Source organism: Microbacterium sp. Clip185 (genome assembly GCF_028743715.1).
Lineage (GTDB): Bacteria > Actinomycetota > Actinomycetes > Actinomycetales > Microbacteriaceae > Microbacterium.
On record NZ_CP117996.1, the window covers coordinates 2409252 to 2430230 of the forward strand.

Sequence of the window (20979 nt, forward strand, 5' to 3'; positions counted from 1 at the left end):
GCCGGTCGCGGCCTGCCCTCGGTGCGGAACACATCGACACCGTCGGCGAGGACCGGGCCACGGACACGCCGCGGCCGGAGCCCGCGATCGCCGCGAGGCCGGGCCGCCTCTCGCCGATCGCCGCAACCCCGCGCTCCCCGCAGCGGCCCTGCTGTGCGGAACGTGAGATCGCGTTAGCGCTCACAACGCCGAAAGCTACAGCGTGTGATGCTCGTGGTCAAGAGCAACTTCGATACTCGGCGCGCCGTCACAGATGCCACTTGCGCCCGTCCATCACGGGTCCCTATCCTCGGTTCCGCCGCGATCCTCGAAAACTTTTCGACGACGCAGGGAGCGCGAGGAGGCGCTTCCTGGCCCCTGATTCCGACGATTCGCGCTTCCCCGTCCCTGCCCTCGAGCCGGAAGGTTCCCGCATGCCCATACGTCGATATACGTCGTTCCTTGCAGCCAGCGCGCTGGTTCTCGCTGGAGCGATCGTGTGGAGCGCGCCGGCCCAGGCCGTGACGCCTGCCGCCGCGCTCGCCTACGACTTCGATTCGCTCTCGGGCGGAGGGATCGCCCCGGGCACACTCGTACCCGACATCGCGGGCACCCATCCCGCAACGGTACGTGGCACCGGCGCCGAGCTCACAACAGGCCCGCGCGGCGGCGCTGATCGAGCTCTCATGCTTCCGGGCGGCGCAGCGGGATCAGCGGCAGCGTACGTCGAGATGACCCCCGGATTGACAGACGCGACAACGGGCGATCTGACCATTTCGGCATGGCTGAAGTGGTCGGGGGCACAGGAATGCGCCTGGGCATACACGCTGGGCAGCTCGGCCGATCGCTACCTCTTCGCCACACCCCGCTGCGGCGGCAACCTCATCGGCGCCGTCAAGCAGCAGGGCGAGCAGCGCGCGACGAACAACGGACCGGCATCCTCCACCCGCTGGACGCACGTCGCCGTCTCGCTGGAGTCAGGACGACGCATCACGACGTTCGTCGACGGCCAGGCGGTCGCCTCCACCGCAACCACCGCAACGGGCGCCGCGACAGCCGGCACCGACGCGTTCTCCGGACTCCTGGGGAAGTCGTTCTACGGTGGCGATCCGTTCTTCGCCGGCGCCATCGACGACGTCCGCGTCGATCTCAGCGCGCTCAGCGCAGAGCAGGTGCGTGAGATCGCTGCGCCCGCAGCGAGCGCCATCGCCGCCGCCGACGCAGCCGCTGTCGACCTCGGCGACACATCGTCCGTCGTCGGTGATCTCGCACTGCCCCGGCTGGCAGCGGGCGGCTCGAGCGTGACCTGGAGCTCCAGCGACCCGTCCGTGGTCGGCGAGGACGGCCACGTTGTCCGCCCCGGCCCCGGCGCTCCCGACGCAACCGTCACGCTGACTCCCACCGCATCCTTTACCGGACAGTCCTCCGAGGGAGAGCCGATCGAGATCACCGTCAAGGCCGAGTCGGCGCAAGAGCGCGTGCAGCGCCTGTCGTCCAGTCTTGTGGTTCCCCCCGTCGTCGCCAGCGGCACGGCACTGCCGCTCGTCGACGGTGTCGTCTGGTCCGGAGACGCGGTGCGCAACGGAGAGGTCCTCGAGAACACCACCGCCCTGCCCTGGAACGGCGAGATCACGGCGTCGGCCACCATCGGCGCTTTGTCCTTCCAGAAGACGTTCTCCGTGACGGTGCTCGGCACCGACGCACAGCTCCTCGTCGGCTACACGCGCACTCCCACCTCCGATCGCGAGGCGAACCAGGACACGGTGGCCCGCAGCATCCACTTCGCGCTGGGCACGTCGGTCGAGGACGCACAGCCCCTGCAGGGCAACTACGGAATCATCTTCGCCGCCGGCGACTACGTGGGCGTGGACAGTGTCGACCAACGCGGTGTCGCCGATCCCTCCCCCTTCTACTTCTCAGACGGGCGTCTCGGGTTCATCTCCAGCCGAGTGTTCATGTCCGGGGCGGCGGACCCCGTGACGCTCACGAGCGCCACGGTGTTCCGTGCTACCGACGATCGGGGCTCTCAGTTCGAAGAACTCGGCACCATCGATCTCGGCGCCACGACCGGCGTCCGGGCTCCCCGTGCGGTCTGGGACAGCGGCCAGCAGCGCTATGTGGTCTCCTGGAGCGACGACAACGGCACCGCCTACCACACGACGGTTGCCGACCTGACGAGGACCGAATCAGAAGCCGCGCCGTTCGCGCCCGAGAACAACGGACAACGCTCCCGCATCGTCGCCGCGGGCAACCGAGGGGACGTCCTGACGGGATCCCTGCTCGGTGTCGCCGCCGTCTCCGTCGCCGGTTTCGCCGATCGGGTCGCCGATGCGGTGCCCGGAGGCACCCTGCCGGTGAGCGCTTCTCTCGGCAGTGCGCTCGCTGAACGGTACAACCGCGTCTCGAACATCGCCGCCCAGGTGACCGATCCCACGGTCACTGCGGGCGACACCGAAGCCGTCGGCACGACTCGAGCGCGCTTGACCTATTCCGACGGTTCCACTGCTGAGCGAGCCGTGGACTGGGATCCTGCCGACCTCGCACGCGTCGCCGAGGCGACGGAGGGAACCTTCACGGTGTCGGGCACCGTACGCCAGAAGGACTACACCGTGCCCTTCGCCGCGAACCGAGCCGACCCGACGATCTATCGATACACCCGCGATGGGCGAACGACGTACCTGTTCATCGCGACAGACGACACGAACAACAACAACATCGCCTCGGCGCACCTCCCGATCCGCGTGGCTGACTCCTTCGAGGGGCTGTCGGATGCGGCAGGCGGTGCGGAGCGAGAAGTGGACCTGCTCAACCGATGGACGCGTCGCGACACAACCACCGACGGTCGAACCATCGCCGGTTGCTACTGGGCGCCCGAGATCCACGAGATCGGCGGGAAGCTGTCCATCCTGTTCTCTCCCTGCTTCAACGCCGGGAATCCGACGTCCAACGAGGGCGGCGACTGGACCACGGTTCAGTCGCACATCATGCAGCTGCGAGAGGGCGGCGACCCGGCGAACCCCGATGACTGGTCGAAGCCCGCCGCGGTGCTCAGCCCGCAAGGTGCGCCGCTAGGACGACCGGGATACGACCGCAACATCAGCCTCGACATGACCTACTTCGAGGCGAACGGGCAGGCCTACTACGCGTGGTCGCAGCGCTACATCGGCGCCACCGTCGGGGACCCGCTGACGTGGATCGCGAAAGTGGACCCCGCGCAGCCGACGCGGATCGCCTCAGAGGCGAAGCCCGTCATCTCGCCGTCGCTGTCCTGGGAGCTCAGATTGGCCGAGGGCGCGTTCGCCATGGAGCGCGACGGCAAGATCTACCTGATCTACTCGAGCGACGGTGTGAGTCCTCGCTACGTGGTCGGAGGTGTCTGGGCCGACATCGACAGCGATCTCATGGACATCGACAACTGGCACAAGTACAACACGCCTCTCATGAAGAGCGTGCCTATGCCGGATGGCGTCGTCGACTACCTCACCTACCCGCAAGGGCCAGGCCACGGTGCGGTGACGACGGACGACGACGGGAACGAGCTGTACGTCTACCACACGTGGGGTGACGGCGTCGGCGGCAATGGCCGCGACACACGCATCGGACGCGTCCATTGGGCCGCCGATGGTCGCCCGATCCTGGACATGACGAAGGATGAGCAAGTCGCGCCGTCGCTTCGCACCGTCACGATGACCGTCACCGTGAGGCCGACCGGTGGTGTCGGCCCCAGCCCGGAGCCGACCACCAGCCCCACTCCCACTCCGGGCGCAACCGGTGCAAGCGGCGCAATCGTCACCTCCAGCGCCACCCGTGTCCGGCAGGGCGACACCTTCGACGTGTCGGTGTCTGGTTTGCAGCCCGGCGAGCAGGTCCGAGCGGAACTGCACAGCGAGCCTCTGACGATCCGCGGCATCCGGCCGGCCGACGCCCAGGGCGCCGTCACGTTCCGGGTCGACGTGCCGCGGGACTTCGATACCGGGGCGCACACGCTCGTCGTCACGCGTGCCGACGGGACGACTCTCGCGCCGCTCGCCGTCGAGGTGGTCGCGCACGACGCCCTCGCGCTCACCGGCGCCGACTGGCCCGCGGCGGTGCTCGTGTTCGGGTTGGGCGCGCTCGCCATAGGAATCACCGTGTCGTATACGCACCGACGCAGGGCCTGAGAGTCCCTCAGCCGCCACGAGACTGCACCTCCGACACGAAGTCACGGGTAATTTCGGTGATCTCGTGGAGGAAGTGCAGTCTCGCGGCTGGAGGCCCGAGAAGGGGCGCGGGGACAAGGCGGCGCGGACGGCGGATGCGGCGCGTCCCGATAGGATGGGACGAGCCGCACCGCCGCGCTCAGATCCTTCCGCCGGCCCGCCGGCAGAACCCGACACCCGCTGGAGAGCCGTCATGACTCAGCCGCCGAAGCTCGTTGCGTTCGATCTGGACGACACGCTCGCCCCGTCCAAGAGCGCGGTCGACCCTCGGATCGCGGACCTGCTGCTCGAGCTCGCCTCGCGCGTGGAGGTCGCGATCATCTCCGGCGGCCAGCTCGCCCAGTTCCGTGCCCAGGTCGTCGAGCAGCTTCCCGACACCACCGACGACATCCTCGACCACGTGCACCTGCTGCCCACCTGCGGCACCCAGTACTACCGCCTCACCCCCGAAGGCATCACCACCGTCTACGCCCACAGCCTCACCGACGACGAGAAGACCCGCGCCCTCGCCGCCGTCGAAGAAGAAGCCAAACGCCTCGACCTCTGGGCCGAGCAGACCTGGGGTCCGATCCTCGAAGACCGCGGCTCGCAGATCACCTTCTCCGCCCTCGGCCAGTCCGCACCGCTGGACGCCAAGACCGCGTGGGACCCCACCGGCGAGAAGAAGAACACCCTCCGCGAAGCCGTCGCCGCCCGCATCCCCGACCTCGAAGTCCGCTCCGGCGGATCCACCAGCGTCGACATCACCCACCGCGGCATCGACAAGGCCTACGGCATGCAACGCCTCGCCGAACACACCGGCATCAGCCTCGACGACATGCTCTTCATCGGCGACCGCCTCGACCCCGACGGCAACGACTACCCCGTGCTCGCCCTCGGCGTCACCTGCCACGCCGTCGACGGGTGGCACGACACCGCCGACTACCTCGACGCCCTCATCCCCACCCTCCCCACCCGCTGAGCCTTCCCCGCGCCGCCGCGCGGGGACTACGGTGGCGTCATGGGCGCTCTGGGGATGGTCATCGTGCTCGCCGGCGCGGTCTGCGCACTGTGCTGGGTCCTGTCGCTGATCACGAAAGACACCTCGTGGGTCGACCGGATCTGGTCGGTCGTGCCGGTCGCCTACGTCTGGATCTTCGCGGGGACGGCGATCGCGAACGGCCTCGACGCGGCACGCCTCATCCTGATGGCGGTGCTCGTGACGCTCTGGGGCGCCAGACTCACCTTCAACTTCGCCCGCAAGGGCGGCTACAGCGGCATGGAGGACTATCGCTGGGCGATCCTGCGAGCCCGGATGCGGCCGTGGCAGTTCCAGGTCTTCAACCTGTTGTTCATCGTGCTGTATCAGAACGCACTGCTCGTGCTGATCACCCTGCCCGCAGCAACAGCGATGCTGAACGCGACCCCGTTGAACGGGTGGGATGCGGTGTGGGCGCTGCTCTTCCTCGCGTTCCTCGCCGGTGAGTGGCTCGCCGACCAGCAGCAGTGGAACTTCCACCGGGCCAAGGCCGCGGCCGGCGGCGAACTCGCGCCCGGCTTCGTGACGACAGGGCTGTTCCGTTACAGCCGCCACCCCAACTTCTTCTTCGAGCAGGCCCAGTGGTGGGTGCTCTATCTGATCGGCGCCAACGCTGCTCTCAGCGCCGGCGCCGGCATCCTGGGCGGAGCGATCAACGTGACCATCGCGGGGCCCCTCCTGCTGACGCTGCTCTTCATCGGCTCGACCGTGTTCACCGAGTCGATCACCGCCGGCAAGTACCCCGCCTACGCGGAGTACCGTCGCAGGACCTCGATGCTGGTGCCATGGCCGCCCCGCACCCCTCAGACCGCCGGGGTGGTCAGCTGAGGCGGCCGCCGGACGCGGTCAGGTAGCACTGGGCACACATCGACTCGTAGGTCACCTTCTCGTGACTGAGCTCGTCGATGGCGACCTGGTCCCCCTCGAAGACGAAACGGCCGCCGACCAGCCGGGCGTTGAAGAGTGCCTTGCGCCCGCAGCGGCAGATCGTCTTGAGCTCTTCCAGGCTGTGAGCCAGTTCCATGAGGCGGCGTGATCCGGGGAACGCGTGCGTCTGGAAGTCGGTGCGAATGCCGTAGGCGAGAGAGGGAACACCGTCCAGGACCACGATGCGCAGCAGATCGTCGACCTGTGCGCGCGTGAGGAACTGCGCCTCATCGATGAGCAGACAGGCCACATCCGCGCCGTGCTCCGCGAGCACCCGCGCCCGATGCGCCGCGAACAGCTCGCGCAGATCGTCGTCGGGGCGGATCAGGAAGTCGACTCCGCGAGACATCCCCAATCGGCTCGAGATTCGATCGGCGCCCTTCGTGTCGATCTCGGGCTTGGCCAGCAGAACATGCTGTCCGCGTTCCTCGTAGTTGTACGCGGCCTGCAGCAGCGCCGTCGACTTGCCGGAGTTCATCGCTCCGTAGCGGAAGTAGAGCTTGGCCACCTAGAGAGTCTAGGCGGCTCGCCGCATCCGCCTGAGAGCAGCTCCGCTCAGACCGCCAGGTGCAGTTCCTCGGCCGTCGCGGCGAGGGACGCCTCGGCCGCGGCAGGATCGGAGTTCAGCGTCGTGCCGTAGCTGGGGATGAGCTCCCGCAGCTGCGGCTCCCACTCGTCGATGCGGTCGGGGAAGCAGGACTTCAGCAGCCCCAGCATGATCGACACCGCCGTCGAGGCGCCCGGGGAGGCACCCAGCAGACCCGCGATCGAGCCGTCGGCGGAGGCGACGACCTCCGTGCCGAACTGCAGCTTTCCGCCCTTCATGACCTGAGCGCGCTGTCCGGCGTTCAGCAGCTCCCAGTCCGCGCCGTCGGCCGACGGCATGAACTCGCGGAGGCTGTCGACCTTCTTCTTGTGCGTCTTCAGAAGCTCGCTGACGAGGTACTTCACAAGGTTGAGGTTGGTGGCACCGGCGGTGAGCATGCTGCCCAGGTTCGACAGACGCACCTGGGTGACGATGTCCCAGGGCGAGCCGTTCTTGAGGAACTTCGGGCTGAAGGTCGCGAACGGACCGAACAGCAACGAGGTCTCGCCGTCGACGACGCGGGTGTCGAGATGCGGCACCGACATGGGCGGCGCGCCGACGGATGCCTGCGAGTAGACCTTCGCCTTGTGCTGCGCCACCAGGGCGGGGTTGCTGGTCTTCAGCCACTGGCCGCCGATGGGGAAGACGCCGTAGCCTTTCGCCTCGGGGATGCGCGAGCGCTGCAGCAGCTTGATCGCCCAACCGCCCGCGCCGATGAACACGAAACGTGCGTTGATGCGGCCCGGCGTCCGGCCCACCGTATGACGGTAGCCGACCTGCCACGAGCCGTCTTTCTGCCGCTTGAGCGAGCGCACCTCACGACCCGTGAGGACCTCGGCGCCGCCCCGCTGCATCGAATCCAGTAGCTGACGCGTGAGCGAACCGAAGTCGACATCGGTGCCGCTGGGCACCCGGGTCGCGGCGAACGGCTCACCCTTGCGACGCTGCTGCATGAGCAGGGGCGCCCACTCGTTGATGACCCGGGAGTCGTCGCTGTACTCGATGCCCTCGAACAGCGGCTGCTGCTTCAGCGATTCGTAGCGGCGCTTGAGGTAGGCCACGTCCTTCTCGCCGCGCACGAACGTCATGTGGGGGGTGCTGTTGATGAAGGTCTCGGGGGCGGCGAGCACGCCGCGCTCGACGAGCGTCGACCAGAACTGCCGACTCTGCTGGAACTGTTCGTTGATCGCCACGGCCTTGGCAGGGTCGACCGAACCGTCGGGGGCAGCGGGCATGTAGTTGAGCTCGCACAGGGCGGCGTGACCCGTGCCGGCGTTGTTCCACGCGTTGGAGCTCTCCTGGGCGACCTCGCCCAGACGCTCGAACACCGCGATCTTCCAGTCCGGCTGGAGCTGCTGCAAAAAAGTCCCGAGCGTGGCGCTCATGATGCCGCCACCGATCAGGAGGACGTCGACGTTTCCTGTCACCCGACAAGTCTAAAGCGGCGCGCGCGGCCCCTCCGCCAGTGGGACGGGCCGCGCGCGGGAACTTTCGCGGTTCTTACCGCAGACGTTACTCAGGCGGTGACACCCAGTCGAGCGGCGACGATCTCGGCGATCTGCACGGCGTTGAGCGCTGCGCCCTTGCGGAGGTTGTCGTTGCTGATGAACAGCACGAGCCCCTTGCCTTCGGGAGCCGACTGGTCGCGCCGGATCCGACCCACATAGCTGGGGTCACTGCCCGCGGCCTGCAGCGGCGTGGGAACCTCCTCGAGAGCGACGCCAGGCGCCGAAGCCAGCAGCTCACGAGCACGCTCGGGCGTGATGTCGCGCGCGAACTCGACGTTGATCGACAGCGAGTGCCCCGTGAAGACGGGCACACGCACGCAGGTGCCCGCCACGCGCAGGTCGGGCAGCTCGAGGATCTTGCGGCTCTCGTTGCGGAGCTTCTTCTCTTCGTCGGTCTCGTTCTCGCCGTCGTCGACGAGGTTGCCGGCGAACGGGATCACGTCGAACGCGATGGGCGCGATGTACTTCTCCGGCTGCGGGAAATCGACCGCCGATCCGTCGTGCACGAGGCGCAGCGTGTCGCCCTGGGCGAGGACGCCCTCGACCTGTCCGAGCAGCTCCTGGGCACCGGCGATGCCCGACCCGGACACGGCCTGGTAGGTGCTGACGATGAGCCGCTCCAGGCCTGCCTCGGCGTCGAGGACCTTCAGCACGGGCATGGCTGCCATGGTGGTGCAGTTCGGGTTGGCGATGATGCCCTTGGGGCGCTCATCGATCGCGTGCGGGTTGACCTCGCTGACCACCAGCGGCACCTCGGGATCGTTGCGCCAGGCGCTCGAGTTGTCGATGACGACCGCTCCGGCCTCGGCGAAGCGGGGCGCGTGCGCACGGCTGCCGGTGGCGCCGGCGGAGAAGAGGGCGATGTCGATGCCGGCCGGGTCGGCGGTGGCGACGTCCTCGACGATGACCGTCTGACCGCCGAACTCGACGGCGGTGCCGGCCGAGCGCGCGGTGGAGAACAGACGCAGCTCGCCGATCGGGAACGCGCGCTCCGCGAGAATCTCCCGCATGACGGTGCCGACCTGACCGGTGGCGCCGACGACGGCGACGGAGAGTCCGGATTCGGAGATGCGGGTCATGTGTGTTCCTCGGGATGTCGCAGGGCGCGCCGCATCCGGACCGGACGGGCGCAGGGTTGCCCGATTCTACCGTGCGGCCGGGCCTACGAATCCCTGGGGAAAGCGCGCCGTGACGGGCACCCGTGGCGGACAATGTCGGGGAATGGAAGGGGATGCCGTGGAGGATCCGGTCATCGTCGCTCTCGCACGGGCGGTCGCCGCAGCGCCGGCGGATGCGGAACTGCGACTGCACCTGGCGAGCGTTCTGCTGGATCGGGGGCACACCGAGCGTGCGCTGGCCGAGGCGAGCACGGTTCTCGCCGCGGACCCCGGCAACCCCCACGCTCGAGAGATGCTCGCCCGCATCCTGCACGCTCCCGCAGCTGCCGAGGCGCCCGCGCCCGTCTCCCCCGCATCCGATGCGCAGGCTTCGGACGCGCCTGCGGGCGACACCGGGTTCGACTGGTCGGCGGCCGAGGCCGAGGTCGGCCACATCGCCCAGCCCGTGTTCATCGGCGACAGCGCCCCCGCGTTCGACGAGCACGACCTCCAGCGCTCCACGGTCACGCTGGCCGACGTCGGCGGGATGCGGGAGGTCAAGGAGCGCCTGGAGTCTGCCTTTCTGGCCCCGCTGCGCAACCCGGAACTGCGAGCTCTGTACGGCAAGAGCCTGCGCGGCGGGCTGCTGCTGTACGGCCCGCCGGGATGCGGCAAGACGTTCCTCGCCCGCGCCGTGGCGGGCGAGCTCGGCGCGTCGTTCGTGAGCGTCGGGCTGAGCGACATCCTCGGTCAGTACATGGGCGACAGCGAACGCAACGTCCGTGAGCTGTTCCAGCTCGCCCGCCGGCAGGCGCCCACTGTGCTCTTCATCGACGAGATCGATGCGATCGGCCAGCGCCGATCCCTCGCCCGGCAGAACGGGATGCGCGGTGTCGTCGTCTCGCTCCTGGAAGAGCTCGACGGTCTCGGCAGCGACAACGACGGCGTGTTCGTGCTCGCCGCGACCAATCAGCCCTGGGATGTGGATCCGGCGCTGCGGCGTCCGGGCAGGCTCGACCGCACGCTGCTCGTTCTGCCCCCGGACGCGGAGGCGCGCCAGGCGATCCTGCGCCACCACCTCACAGGCCGCCCGGTCGAAGGCGTCGACCTCGCCGCCCTCGCCGCGGCCACCGAGGGCTTCAGCGGTGCGGATCTCGCCTACGTCTGCGAGCTGGCGAGCGAGAGCGCGTTGCTCGAAAGCAGCCGCAGCGGCGTGCCGCGTCTGATCGGGATGGCCGACCTCCGGCAGAGCGTCGCGCAGATCACGCCGTCCACGGGGCCCTGGCTCGAGTCGGCACGCAATGTGGTCCGTTTCGGGGAGGACGACGGAACGTTCGCGCAGCTGCGCGAGTATCTGCGTCAGAGCGGGCGGCGATGAGCGAAGCGTCCGAAGCGGCGCTCGCGCACGCCCAGACGCTCCTGGATCTGGGTCGTCACGAGGATGCGCTCCGCGAAGCGGGACGCGAACTCGCCCAGCAGCCGGAGTCGGCGCCGGCGCTGCGCATCAGCGCCGAGTGCCTCCGGATGCTCCAGCGGCTCGACGAGGCCGACGACCTCGCCCGTCGTGCGGTGGCACTCTACCCACACGATGCCTGGGCCTGGCGCCTCTCGGCGCTCACGGCGCTGGGCCTGCGCCGGTGGGATGATGCCGTTTTGGGCGCGCAGGCCGTGCGGCGCCTTTCCGGCGAGACCCTCTGGGCGCTCTCGGTGTACGCCGATGTCATGCTCGGCTGCAGCCGGGTGAACGAGGCGATCGCAGCGCTCGACGAGGCGCTGCGCCAGCAGCCCGACGATCCCGATCTGCACACCCAGCTCGCCGACGCCCTCGTGCGCGCGGGTCGACGCAGGGACGCCGAGGAGCACGTGAGCGCGGCCCTGGCGATCGATCCGACGCATCCGTGGGCCCGGCGCCTGCGGCCCGCCATCAGCCGCCGCGAGGACGACGCGGACGCGGCGATCCAGCTCGCCCGGATGCTGGGCGAGTCGCCCCAGGACAGCGACACCGAGACGGCGTTCGAGATGGCGAGCGCGCGCCTGCTCGTCCCGCCGCTGTCGATCGTCGCCAGCCAGAGCGCCCTGATCTTCGTACTCTGCGCGCTCGGGGCCGGACTGTTCGGCTGGCGTGTCCCGACGGATACCCCCGCCGTCGCCGGCGTTCTGGCGCAGATCTGCGTGTGGGCGGCGGCACTGGGACTTCTCGTGCTGTGGGCAATCCGCCTGCGCCGCCGCCTGGGCTCGCTGTTCGAACCGATCGTGCGCTCGCGTCTGAGCGAGGGTCCGATCGTGCTCTTCTCCTCGATCTATCTGGCGGGAGCTGTCGTGCTGAGCGGCATCGGCATCCTGATGGGCGCGCTCGCGGGCGACCCGACGGGCACGATCATCGTCCTGGGCGGTGTCGTGAGCGCCTACACGGCGGCCGTTCTCGTCGCGGCTCTCGCGCTGGTGGCGAGGTTGACATACCGCCGCGGCCGCGCGCTCGCACCGCTGCTCTATCTCGCGCTGGCGCCGGGCGCCGTGGTCGGCGTCGTCCTGCTCGCACTGTTCCTGACGGGAGCGGTTCTCTACATCATCGCCTGGGCGCTGTCGGGAGAGCGACTGCCGGAGCCGTTCTGGAATCGCCTCCCGGACCGACGCCGCCAGGCACCCGCCTCCCCGAGGACGTAACGCGGATCAGCGGCCGCTGCCGGCGTAGACGACCGCGTCGCCCTCGCCGTCGAGGCCGTAGGCCGTGTGCACGACCCGCGCAGCCTCCGCGATGTCGTCGGCGCGCAGCACGACCGAGATGCGGATCTCGGAGGTGGAGATCATCTCGATGTTGATGCCCGCCGTGCTCAGCGCTTCGAACAGCGTCGCGCTGACGCCCGAGTTCGTGCGCATGCCCGCACCCACAACCGACAGCTTGCCGATCTGGTCGTCGTGCACGAGCGCCTCGAAGCCGACGTCCAGCTGGTCGGCGGCCAGAGCCTTCAGAGCCGCCGTCGCGTCGGACTTCGGCAGAGTGAAGGAGATGTCGGTGCGGGCGGTCGCTGCGGCCGACACGTTCTGCACGATCATGTCGACGTTGGCGCCGGACTTGGCGACGATCTTGAAGATCTCCGCGGCTTTGCCGGGCACATCAGGAACGCCGATGACGGTGATCTTGGCCTGGCTGAGGTCGGTGGCGACGCCGGCGACGATCGGCTCTTCCATGGCTTCTCCCTCGGGGATGTAGGCGGAACGCTGCTGCGCGTCGAGCACGTAGGTGCCCTCGCTCGAGCTGAAGGTGGACCGCGCGTGGATGACGACTCCGTGGCGGCGCGCATACTCGACCGCGCGGATGTAGAGCACCTTCGCGCCGTTGGCGGCCAGCTCCAGCATCTCCTCGGTCGAGACGACGGGGAGCTTCCTGGCGCGCGGCACGACGCGCGGGTCGGCGGTGAAGATGCCGTCGACGTCGCTGTAGATCTCGCAGACGTCGGCACCCAGCGCAGCCGCCAGCGCGACGGCCGTGGTGTCGGAGCCGCCGCGGCCGAGGGTCGTGATGTCGCGGGTGTCGCGGTTGAAGCCCTGGAAGCCGGCGACGATGACGATCGCGCCCTCGTCCAGCGCTTCGCGCAGACGCACGGGGGTCACATCGACGATGCGAGCCGCACCGTGCTTCGCGTCCGTGATCATTCCGGCCTGGCTGCCCGTGAAGGAGCGCGCCTCGAAGCCCATCGAGTGGATCGCCATGGCCAGCAGAGCCATCGAGATGCGCTCCCCCGAGGAGAGCAGCATGTCGAGCTCGCGGGGGGCGGGGATCGGCGCCACCTCGTTCGCCAGATCGAGGAGTTCGTCGGTCGTGTCACCCATCGCGCTGACGGCCACCACGACGTCGTGGCCGGCGCGACGCGTGTCGACGATGCGCTTCGCGACGCGCTTGATGCTCTCGGCGTCGGCGACCGACGACCCGCCGTACTTCTGGACGATCAACGCCACTGTGCTGCTCCCGGGGATGCGCCGTGTCCGGCGCGACGACGATGGACGCTCGGATGCGGCGTCCAACGCTCCATCTTAGGCAGCCCGGCATTCCGTCCCCGCCATGTGACGGCGGGCTCGAACAGGGGCGGTTACGCTCGAGAGGACACCGCTGACACGGAGGCCGACGCACTCGATGTCCCCCCGCCCCGCCCTGCCGAGGTTCCTCAAGCCCGCGCGCCGACGCGTCGAGCCGCCCGCGGACACGACCGATCTGCTCCCCGTCGTCGACGATGCGCTCAGCGTCCGCATCCTGGATCTCGCGGTCCGGATGGGCGAGACGATGCTGGTCGCCGGCGCGCCGGCGAGCGAGGTCGCCCTGACGATCGTGCGCGTGTGCGAGGTGTACGGCCTCACGCCCGTGCACGTGGACGTCACCTACAACTCGATCACCGCCGCCTACTCCCGTTCGGGCGCCGCGCGCCCTGTGACGCTCCTGCGCGTCGTGCGCGGCAGCACCCCCGACCACGACCGCCTCATGCGGCTGCAGGCGCTCGTCGCGGACATCTCCGCCGGGATGGGGCTGGATGAGGCGCAGGCGGCGGCCCGCCGCATCCGCCGTGCGCCGTTTCGCTATCCGCCCGCTGCCGTCATCACCGCTCAGGGCGCACTCGCCGTCGGCGTTGCGGTCATGTTCGGGGCGAACTGGCTGCTCATCGCGCTCGCCTTCACGGGAGCCGCCTGCGCCGCCCTGACGCAGTTCGCCCTCGCGAGGGCGCGCGTGCCGTACTTCTTCAGCCAGATCGCGGGCGCTTTCGTGCTCACGGTGATCGCGGCCATGAGCCGCTTCCTCGTGGCGCTCGGCGTCCCCGGCGCCCAGGAGATCCGCCCATCGGTCATCGTCGCCGCCGGCATCGTGCTGATGCTCGCAGGGCTCACCGTGGTGGGGGCCGCGCAGGATGCGATCGACGGCTTCGCCCTGACGGCGACCGGGCGCATCCTGGAGCTCGTGACGCAGACGATCGGCGTCGTGATCGGCATCCTCGCCGGACTCGAGACCGTACGGGTGATCGGCCTCGCGATGGAACCGCCCGACATGGCGCTGCCGCTCGGACCGCCGATCATGCAGTTCGTGGGCGCATCGATCATCGCGATCGCGGTCGCCGTCTTCAACGGTGCCGGCGGGCGCGTGGTCACCGTCAGCGCGCTGCTCAGCCTGGTCGCCTGGGGCGGTTACACGATCGCCACGGCCGCGGGACTCGAGGTCGCCGCAGCGAGCGGCATCGGCGCCTTCGTCGCGAGCTTTGTGGGCATCGTGATCGCCTTCCGCCTCCACGTCCCGTCGGTCGCGGTGACGACGGCGGCGATCCTGCCGATGGTGCCGGGGGCCGCGGTGTTCCGCGGGCTTCTCGGCGTCGTCGAATCGGCGGGCGACACCGCCGTGATGATGACCGGGTTCGCCACGCTCGTGAACGCGGCCGTCATCGGCATCAGCCTCGCGGTCGGCGCCTCGCTCGGCCTGTATCTCGGGCAGCCCGTACGGGCGTCGCTGTCGGGCGTGACCCGTTCGCGCGCGAAGGCGCGGCGCTACGACGGGCCGGCGCGCAGCCACTGACCCGCTCGCTCAGATCGCGCGGCGACCCTCGAAAGCCCGACCGAGTGTGACCTCGTCGGCGTACTCCAGGTCGCCGCCGACCGGGAGGCCGGAGGCGAGTCGGGTCACGCGGATCGACAGTGTGGTGAGCAGGCGACTGAGGTACGTGGCCGTCGCCTCCCCCTCCAGGTTCGGATTGGTGGCGAGGATCACCTCCTGCACCGTTCCATCGGCGAGGCGCTGCATGAGCTGCGTGATGCGCAGGTCGTCGGGACCGACACCCGCGATCGGGCTGATCGCGCCGCCGAGCACGTGGTAGAGCCCACGGAACTCGCGCGTGCGCTCGATCGCCGCCACATCCTTCGCGTCTTCGACGACGCAGATGAGCGTCTCGTTCCGGCGCGGATCGCGACAGATCGCGCAGCGGTCCTGCTCGGACACGTTGCCGCAGATCTCGCAGAAGCGCACCTTCTCGCGCACCTCGACCAGAAGCTGGGCGAGCTGGGAGACATCGAAGTTCGGCGTCTGCAGGATGTGGAACGTGATCCGCTGCGCGGACTTCGGGCCGATCCCCGGCAGACGGCCGAACTCGTCGATCAGGTTCTGGACGATGCCGTCGTACATCAGGAGAACCTCGTCGGCTGCTGGTAGGGCTCCTCACGCACGAAGCGCGCATCGAGCACCTGGCGCACCACGGCCTCTCCGTAGCGCTGGATGCCGTCGTTCGGGGCGGTGCGCACCGGGGCGGGCGGCGGCATGACGGGCGGCAGAGTCGCCGCATCCGTCGGGTACATCTCTTCATCGGCGGGATCGACCGGCTCCTCCGGATCGAACGAGGTCGCCACCTCGGCCGCGGGCAGCACGGCGCCGTCGGGAGGCGCGACGGTCAGCGTGCGTGTCGCAGCCGCCTGCGCATCCTCGGGCTCGTCGTCGACGGCCAGCTGCGCGACGGGAGCGGCGGGCGACTCTCCCGCATCCGAGGCGGGGATGGGTGCCACAGCCCACTCGGTGACCGGTGCCGCGGAAGAGGCGCGGGCGGGACCCGGGCGCTCGACCGGCGGTGCGGGCGGCTCCGCGCGAGGCGGGGCGGAGGGCGCTGTGGGAGCCGCATCCATCGGCGGGGCGGGGTCCGCGTCCTGGTCGTGGCGCGCGATGTACTTCACGCGGATGCCGAGCACACCCTGGATGGCCTGACGCAGGTCTTCGCTGGGCCCGGCTCCCGCGGTGCGCTTCTTGAAGGCCGCGATGTCGCTCTGGCTGCGGAAGCTGAGCGTGAGGATGTCGCCCTCGAGTGCGGCGACGCGAGCCGCCGTCGCGATCAGCCACGAGCTGCGGCTGATGCTCTCGAGGCGCCCGAGGACCTCGGGCCAGGCATCACGCAGCCGCTGCACCGTGACGGGGCCGGCCGGGATGTCAGGCGCGGGCGTCGACGGTGCCGGCGCCGGGACGGACCGGGCCTCAGGAGCGGATGCGGGCGGCGCAGGCTCCGCGACCGGTGCCGGGGCAGGGGGAACCGGCACGGCCGCGGCCTCCGCCGCACGGGGAGAGACGGCGGGCGCCGCGGGGGCGGGTGCCGCCGCGGCGGGACGCGTCGCAGCAGGAGCCGCGGGGGCGGCGGGGGCCGCGCCGACGGCGGGGGCGTTGGCGAGCACCCGGGCGACCATCAGCTCCAGCTGGAGGCGCGGGGAGGTGGCTCCCGACATCTCGTCGAGGGCGGCGACGACGATGTCGGCGGTGCGCGACAGGCGCGCGGTGCCGATGATCTCGGCCTGACGCGACATGCGCTCGAGCTCGTCGGAGGGGATGCCCCGCAGGACGGCGGACGCGCCCGCGCCGGTGGCCGCGATGACGATGAGATCGCGGAGACGCTCGAGCAGGTCTTCGACGAAACGCCGCGGGTCCTGCCCCGTCTGAACGACACGGTCGACCGCGGCGAAGGCGGATGCGGCGTCGAGGTCGCCGAAGGCGGTGACGACCTCGTCGAGCAGCTCGGCGTGCGTGTAGCCCAGCAGAGCGACCGCGCGCTCGTAGCCGATCGCCGCGTTCTCGGACCCGGCGATGAGCTGGTCCAGCAGCGACAGCGTGTCGCGCGGCGACCCGCCACCCGCCCGGACGACCAGGGGCAGCACTCCGGGCTCGACCGAGACGCCCTCGGTCTCGCACATCTGCTGCACGTACTCGAGCATCGCGGCGGGCGGCACGAGGCGGAACGGATAGTGGTGGGTGCGCGAGCGGATGGTGCCGATGACCTTCTCGGGCTCGGTGGTCGCGAAGATGAACTTGACGTGCGCGGGCGGCTCTTCCACCAGCTTCAGCAGCGCGTTGAACCCCTGCGGGGTGACCATGTGCGCCTCGTCGAGGATGAAAATCTTGAACCGGTCGCGCGCCGGCGCGAAGATCGCCCGTTCGCGCAGGTCGCGCGCGTCGTCGACACCGTTGTGGCTGGCCGCGTCGATCTCGACGACATCGAGGGATCCGCCGCCGCCGCGACCGAGCTCGACACAGCTGTCGCACGTGCCGCAGGGGGTGTCGGTGGGACCTTCGGCGCAGTTCAGACAGCGCGCGAGGATGCGGGCGCTCGTCGTCTTGCCGCAGCCGCGCGGGCCCGAGAAGAGGTAGGCGTGGCCGATGCGGTCGCCGCGCAGGGCCGTCATGAGCGGGTCGGTCACCTGGGACTGCCCGATCATCTCACCGAACGCCTCGGGACGGTAACGGCGGTAGAGGGCTGTGGTCACCCCAGTAGCCTACGGCGTGCCACCGACGTCGCGGCGGGTGCGTTCTCCCGCCGCGACGTCGGGTCAGGCGTCGAAGTGCGGCTCGTTCTCGCCGATGAGCGTCGGCCCGGTCACCACCGGGAGCGAGGCGGTGAGGGTGGGCACGGATGCGGAGAGCAGCGTGCCGTCCTCCCGCCTGGCGTCGGCGAACATCTGCAGCGTCGGCCGTCCCGGGCGCACGGGCCCCTGCGTGGCCAGCGGCACGACGAGCTCCTCGTCGGGAGCGATCGTGTAGGCGGTGCCCCGCACCGAGAACGAGACGTCCTCACCCCCGGCGCGGTTGCGCACGATCATCTCGTCGCGACGCAGCGTGATGTCCAGGTGCGACGCATGCCACGTGAGCGCATAGGAGAGCTCGGGCCACGCGGCGGGCAGCCGCGGATCGAAGGTGAGCTCGCCGTAGTGGTCGCGCATCCCGCCGAAACCGGAGACCAGAGACGCCCACACGCCACCCGCGGAGGCCACGTGCACACCGTCGGAGGCGTTGTTGTGGAGGTCGGCGAGGTCCACGAAGATCGAGTCCAGGAAGTACTCCAGCGCCAGGTCCTGGTAGCCGACCTCCGCCGCCAGGATCGACTGCACGACACCCGACAGGGTCGAGTCGCCGGTGGTCAGCGGGTCGTAGTACTGGAAGTCGGCGAGTTTCTCCGCCTCGGTGAAGTGGTTGCCCTGCAGGAACAGCGCGAGCACCACATCCGCCTGCTTGAGCACCTGGTAGCGGTAGATCACGAGCGGGTGGAAATGCAGCAGCAGCGGACGCTGCTCGTCGGGCGTGTTCTCCAGGTCCCAGACCTCGCGCTCGAGGAACACCGCATCCTGCGGATGGATGCCGAGAGCCGGGCTGAAGGGGATGTGCATCGCATCCGCCGCCTTCTCCCAGATCTCCGGCTCCTCCGGGTCGAGACCCAGCCGGTCCGCCATGAGGCGGTACGCCTCGGGGGCGGCAAGCTCCATCTCGCGCACGGTGCGGGCGGCGAAGCGCAGGTTGAAGCGCGCCATGACGTTCGTGAAGAGGTTGTCGTTGACGACCGTCGTGTACTCGTCGGGACCGGTGACGCCGTGGATGTGGAACGAGTCCGCGCCGTCGACCTCGTCGCGCCAGAACCCGAGCGAGTTCCACAGGCGCGCCGTCTCCACGGCGATGTCGACCGCCTCGCGGTACAGGAAGTCGACGTCGCCCGTGGCCCGCACGTACTTGGCGAGCGCGAAGCTCACGTCGGCGTTGATGTGGTACTGCGCGGTGCCGGCGGCGTAGTAGGCCGAGGCCTCCTCGCCGTTGATCGTGCGCCACGGGAACAGCGCGCCCGCCTCGTTGAGCTGGAAGGCGCGGCGACGCGCGTCGGGGAGCATGTGCACCCGCATCCGCAGCGCGTTGCGCGCCCAGTGCGGGCTCGTGTACGTGAGGAAGGGCAGCACGTACACCTCGGTGTCCCAGAAGTAGTGCCCGCTGTACCCGGAGCCCGAGACGCCCTTGGCGGGCACGCCGAGTCCGTCGGCGCGAGCGGCCGCCTGCGCGAGCTGGAAGAGGCACCAGCGCGTGGCCTGCTGCAGGTCGTCGTGACCGGCGATGCGCACGTCCGAGCGGTCCCAGAAGGCATCGAGCCAGGCGCGCTGCACGGCGTACTGCGTGGCCACACCCTCCGCCCCGGCGCGGTCCAGTGTGCGGCGACACCGGTCGACGAGCTCGGCCGCGGGCACCCCGCGCGAGGTGTGGTAGCTCACGAGCTTCGTGACCTTGACGGGAACCCCGGCCTTCGCCTGCACGCGGAACACGTTCTTGGCGATGTCGGGCTGGATGAGGGTGCGCGCCGTGTACTCGTTCGCGGTCTCGACGACGTGGTCGGCAGCGACGGCGAGGGTCATCTCGGAGTGCGTGACCTTGTAGCTGAGCACCGAGCGCTGGCCGTCCTGCCAGAACTCCTGCGGCTGCAGCACCCGCTCCTCGATGCGCTCGGCGCGGCGGGGGTCGAAGCCGGCCTTGAGCTTGCTCGCGGGCCGGCCGCCGTAGACGTCCTCACCGTCCTGTCGGTTCACGAGCTGGCAGCTGATGGTCACGGGGGCGTCGGCGTTGAGCACCGTCACCTCGATGCTCATCAGCGCGAGGTGCTTCTCCTCGAACGACACCATGCGCTCGAAATCGATGCGTACCTCTTTGCCGGAGGGCGTGCGCCACAGCAGGTGGCGGCGTAGCACTCCGTCGCGCAGGTCGAGGCTGCGCTCGTACTCGAGGATCTCGGCGAGGTCGAACGACAACGGCTCGTCGTCGACGTAGACGCGCATGACCTTGGCGTCCGGGGCGTTGATGATCGTCTGTCCGACCTCGGCGAACCCGTACGCCTGCTCGGCGTGGCGGATCGGGAACACCTCGTGGAAGCCGTTGATGAAGGTGCCCTGCTCGTGGCCGAAGCGCCCTTCGGGCTGGTTGCCCCTGAGCCCCAGATATCCGTTGCCCACGGTGAACAGCGTCTCGGTGACGCCCGCCTCGTCGATGTCGAACGAACGCTCGACGAGTCGCCACGGGTCGACCGGGAAACGGTCTCTATCGATCATGAACATGCCTTCCGCCGATGACACGGCCAGGGATACGGGTGGGGAGATGCGATCGGGTATCGCAACAGAACCGGCTCAGTCTACGAAGGCGGCGAGGTCGTCGACGACCACATCCGCACCGGCGGCGCGCAGCGCTTCGGCGCCGACGCCGCGATCGACGCCGACCACGAGCGAGAAGCCGGCGGCCTGTGCGGATTCGGCGCCGCTCAGCGCGTCTTCGACGGCGGCGCTACGGGCGGGATCGACGCCCAGCATCCGCGCGCCGCCGAGGAACACGTCGGGCGCGGGCTTGGATGCGAGGTTCTCGCGTTCGGCGACGACGCCGTCCATGACGACGGCGAATCGGTCACGGATGCCGGCGGCGGCGAGCACCTCTTCGGCGTTCTTCGAGCTGGAGACGACGGCGACGGGAACGCCCTTCTCGCGAAGCCGGTCGACCAGCGCGAGTGAGCCGGGGTACGGTGCGATCCCCTCGCTGCGCAGGACCCGTGCGAAGACCTCGTTCTTCCGGTTGCCGATGCCGCAGACGGTGTCCTCGCTCGGATCGTCGTCGGGCTCACCCCACGGAACCTCGACGTCGCGCGAGCGCAGCAGGCTCGCGACACCGTCGTAGCGCTTCTTGCCGTCCAGGTGCAGGAAGTAGTCCTGCTCCGTGTAGGGCGGCGTGATGCCCCACGCCGCGAAGAGCTCCTCGAACATCGTCTGCCAGGCGTGCATGTGCACCTCGGCGGTCGGGGTGAGCACCCCGTCGAGGTCGAACAGCACCGCGTCGTACGACGACAGATCGGGCAGGTCGGTCACGAAGCCTCCA

At 69.7% G+C, this 20979-nt stretch carries 14 protein-coding genes; 6 read left to right on the forward strand and 8 right to left on the reverse strand.

Going from position 1 to position 20979, the window contains the following annotated elements:
* The first annotated feature begins 413 nt into the window (after positions 1–413).
* The 3 genes from PQV94_RS11725 to PQV94_RS11735 all read left to right on the forward strand — a co-directional run bounded on the left by PQV94_RS11725 (position 414) and on the right by PQV94_RS11735 (position 6024).
* A complete protein-coding gene (locus PQV94_RS11725) occupies positions 414–4139 on the forward strand; it encodes a family 43 glycosylhydrolase (RefSeq protein WP_274285999.1) in 3726 nt (1241 codons plus the stop codon).
* A 232-nt stretch (positions 4140–4371) separates the two neighbouring features.
* Positions 4372–5139 carry an HAD-IIB family hydrolase gene (locus PQV94_RS11730; RefSeq protein WP_274286000.1) on the forward strand — a complete coding sequence of 256 codons (768 nt, stop codon included), beginning with the start codon at positions 4372–4374 and terminating at the stop codon, positions 5137–5139.
* A 39-nt stretch (positions 5140–5178) separates the two neighbouring features.
* Positions 5179–6024, forward strand: a complete 846-nt coding sequence (locus tag PQV94_RS11735; protein WP_274286001.1) for a DUF1295 domain-containing protein — start codon at positions 5179–5181, stop codon at positions 6022–6024.
* On the opposite strand, the gene PQV94_RS11740 is transcribed toward PQV94_RS11735, so the two are convergent.
* The 3 genes from PQV94_RS11740 to PQV94_RS11750 form a co-directional block, all read right to left on the reverse strand.
* Positions 6017–6631, reverse strand: a complete 615-nt coding sequence (locus PQV94_RS11740; protein WP_274286002.1) for a thymidine kinase — start codon at positions 6629–6631, stop codon at positions 6017–6019. The two genes, PQV94_RS11735 and PQV94_RS11740, sit on opposite strands and share 8 nt — an antisense overlap.
* Positions 6632–6678: 47 nt before the next feature.
* On the reverse strand, positions 6679–8136 hold the full coding sequence (gene mqo, locus PQV94_RS11745) for a malate dehydrogenase (quinone) (protein ID WP_274286003.1): 1458 nt from the start codon (positions 8134–8136) through the stop codon (positions 6679–6681).
* A gap of 89 nt (positions 8137–8225) precedes the next feature.
* Complete coding sequence (locus tag PQV94_RS11750) at positions 8226–9296, reverse strand: aspartate-semialdehyde dehydrogenase (protein ID WP_274286004.1); 1071 nt, start codon at positions 9294–9296, stop codon at positions 8226–8228.
* 157 nt (positions 9297–9453) lie between these two features.
* Here PQV94_RS11750 and PQV94_RS11755 point away from each other — a divergent pair, with 157 nt between their 5' ends.
* Positions 9454–10692: an ATP-binding protein gene (locus PQV94_RS11755; RefSeq protein ID WP_274286005.1), complete on the forward strand. Its 1239-nt coding sequence runs from the start codon at positions 9454–9456 to the stop codon at positions 10690–10692.
* The gene (locus PQV94_RS11760) at positions 10689–11978 is read left to right on the forward strand and encodes a tetratricopeptide repeat protein (protein WP_274286006.1); all 1290 of its coding nucleotides are present in this window, start codon (positions 10689–10691) and stop codon (positions 11976–11978) included. The genes PQV94_RS11755 and PQV94_RS11760 overlap by 4 nt, the downstream gene beginning before the upstream one ends.
* 6 nt (positions 11979–11984) lie before the next feature.
* Here PQV94_RS11760 and PQV94_RS11765 read toward each other — a convergent pair whose 3' ends face one another.
* The gene (locus PQV94_RS11765) at positions 11985–13271 is read right to left on the reverse strand and encodes an aspartate kinase (RefSeq protein ID WP_234074807.1); all 1287 of its coding nucleotides are present in this window, start codon (positions 13269–13271) and stop codon (positions 11985–11987) included.
* A gap of 175 nt (positions 13272–13446) precedes the next feature.
* Between PQV94_RS11765 and PQV94_RS11770 the strand changes: the two genes are divergently transcribed.
* Positions 13447–14865: a threonine/serine ThrE exporter family protein gene (locus PQV94_RS11770; RefSeq protein ID WP_274286007.1), complete on the forward strand. Its 1419-nt coding sequence runs from the start codon at positions 13447–13449 to the stop codon at positions 14863–14865.
* A gap of 9 nt (positions 14866–14874) precedes the next feature.
* Here PQV94_RS11770 and recR read toward each other — a convergent pair whose 3' ends face one another.
* The 4 genes from recR to PQV94_RS11790 all read right to left on the reverse strand — a co-directional run bounded on the left by recR (position 14875) and on the right by PQV94_RS11790 (position 20969).
* Entirely contained in the window at positions 14875–15468 is a 594-nt protein-coding gene (recR, locus tag PQV94_RS11775) for a recombination mediator RecR (protein WP_137417744.1), read from the reverse strand.
* Positions 15468–17579 carry a DNA polymerase III subunit gamma and tau gene (locus PQV94_RS11780; protein WP_274286008.1) on the reverse strand — a complete coding sequence of 704 codons (2112 nt, stop codon included), beginning with the start codon at positions 17577–17579 and terminating at the stop codon, positions 15468–15470. Before PQV94_RS11780 ends, recR begins: the two co-directional genes overlap by 1 nt.
* Before the next feature lie 63 nt (positions 17580–17642).
* Positions 17643–20168, reverse strand: a complete 2526-nt coding sequence (locus PQV94_RS11785) for a glycoside hydrolase family 65 protein (protein ID WP_274286009.1) — start codon at positions 20166–20168, stop codon at positions 17643–17645.
* A 75-nt stretch (positions 20169–20243) separates the two neighbouring features.
* Positions 20244–20969: an HAD family hydrolase gene (locus PQV94_RS11790; RefSeq protein ID WP_274286010.1), complete on the reverse strand. Its 726-nt coding sequence runs from the start codon at positions 20967–20969 to the stop codon at positions 20244–20246.
* Positions 20970–20979 lie beyond the last annotated feature (10 nt).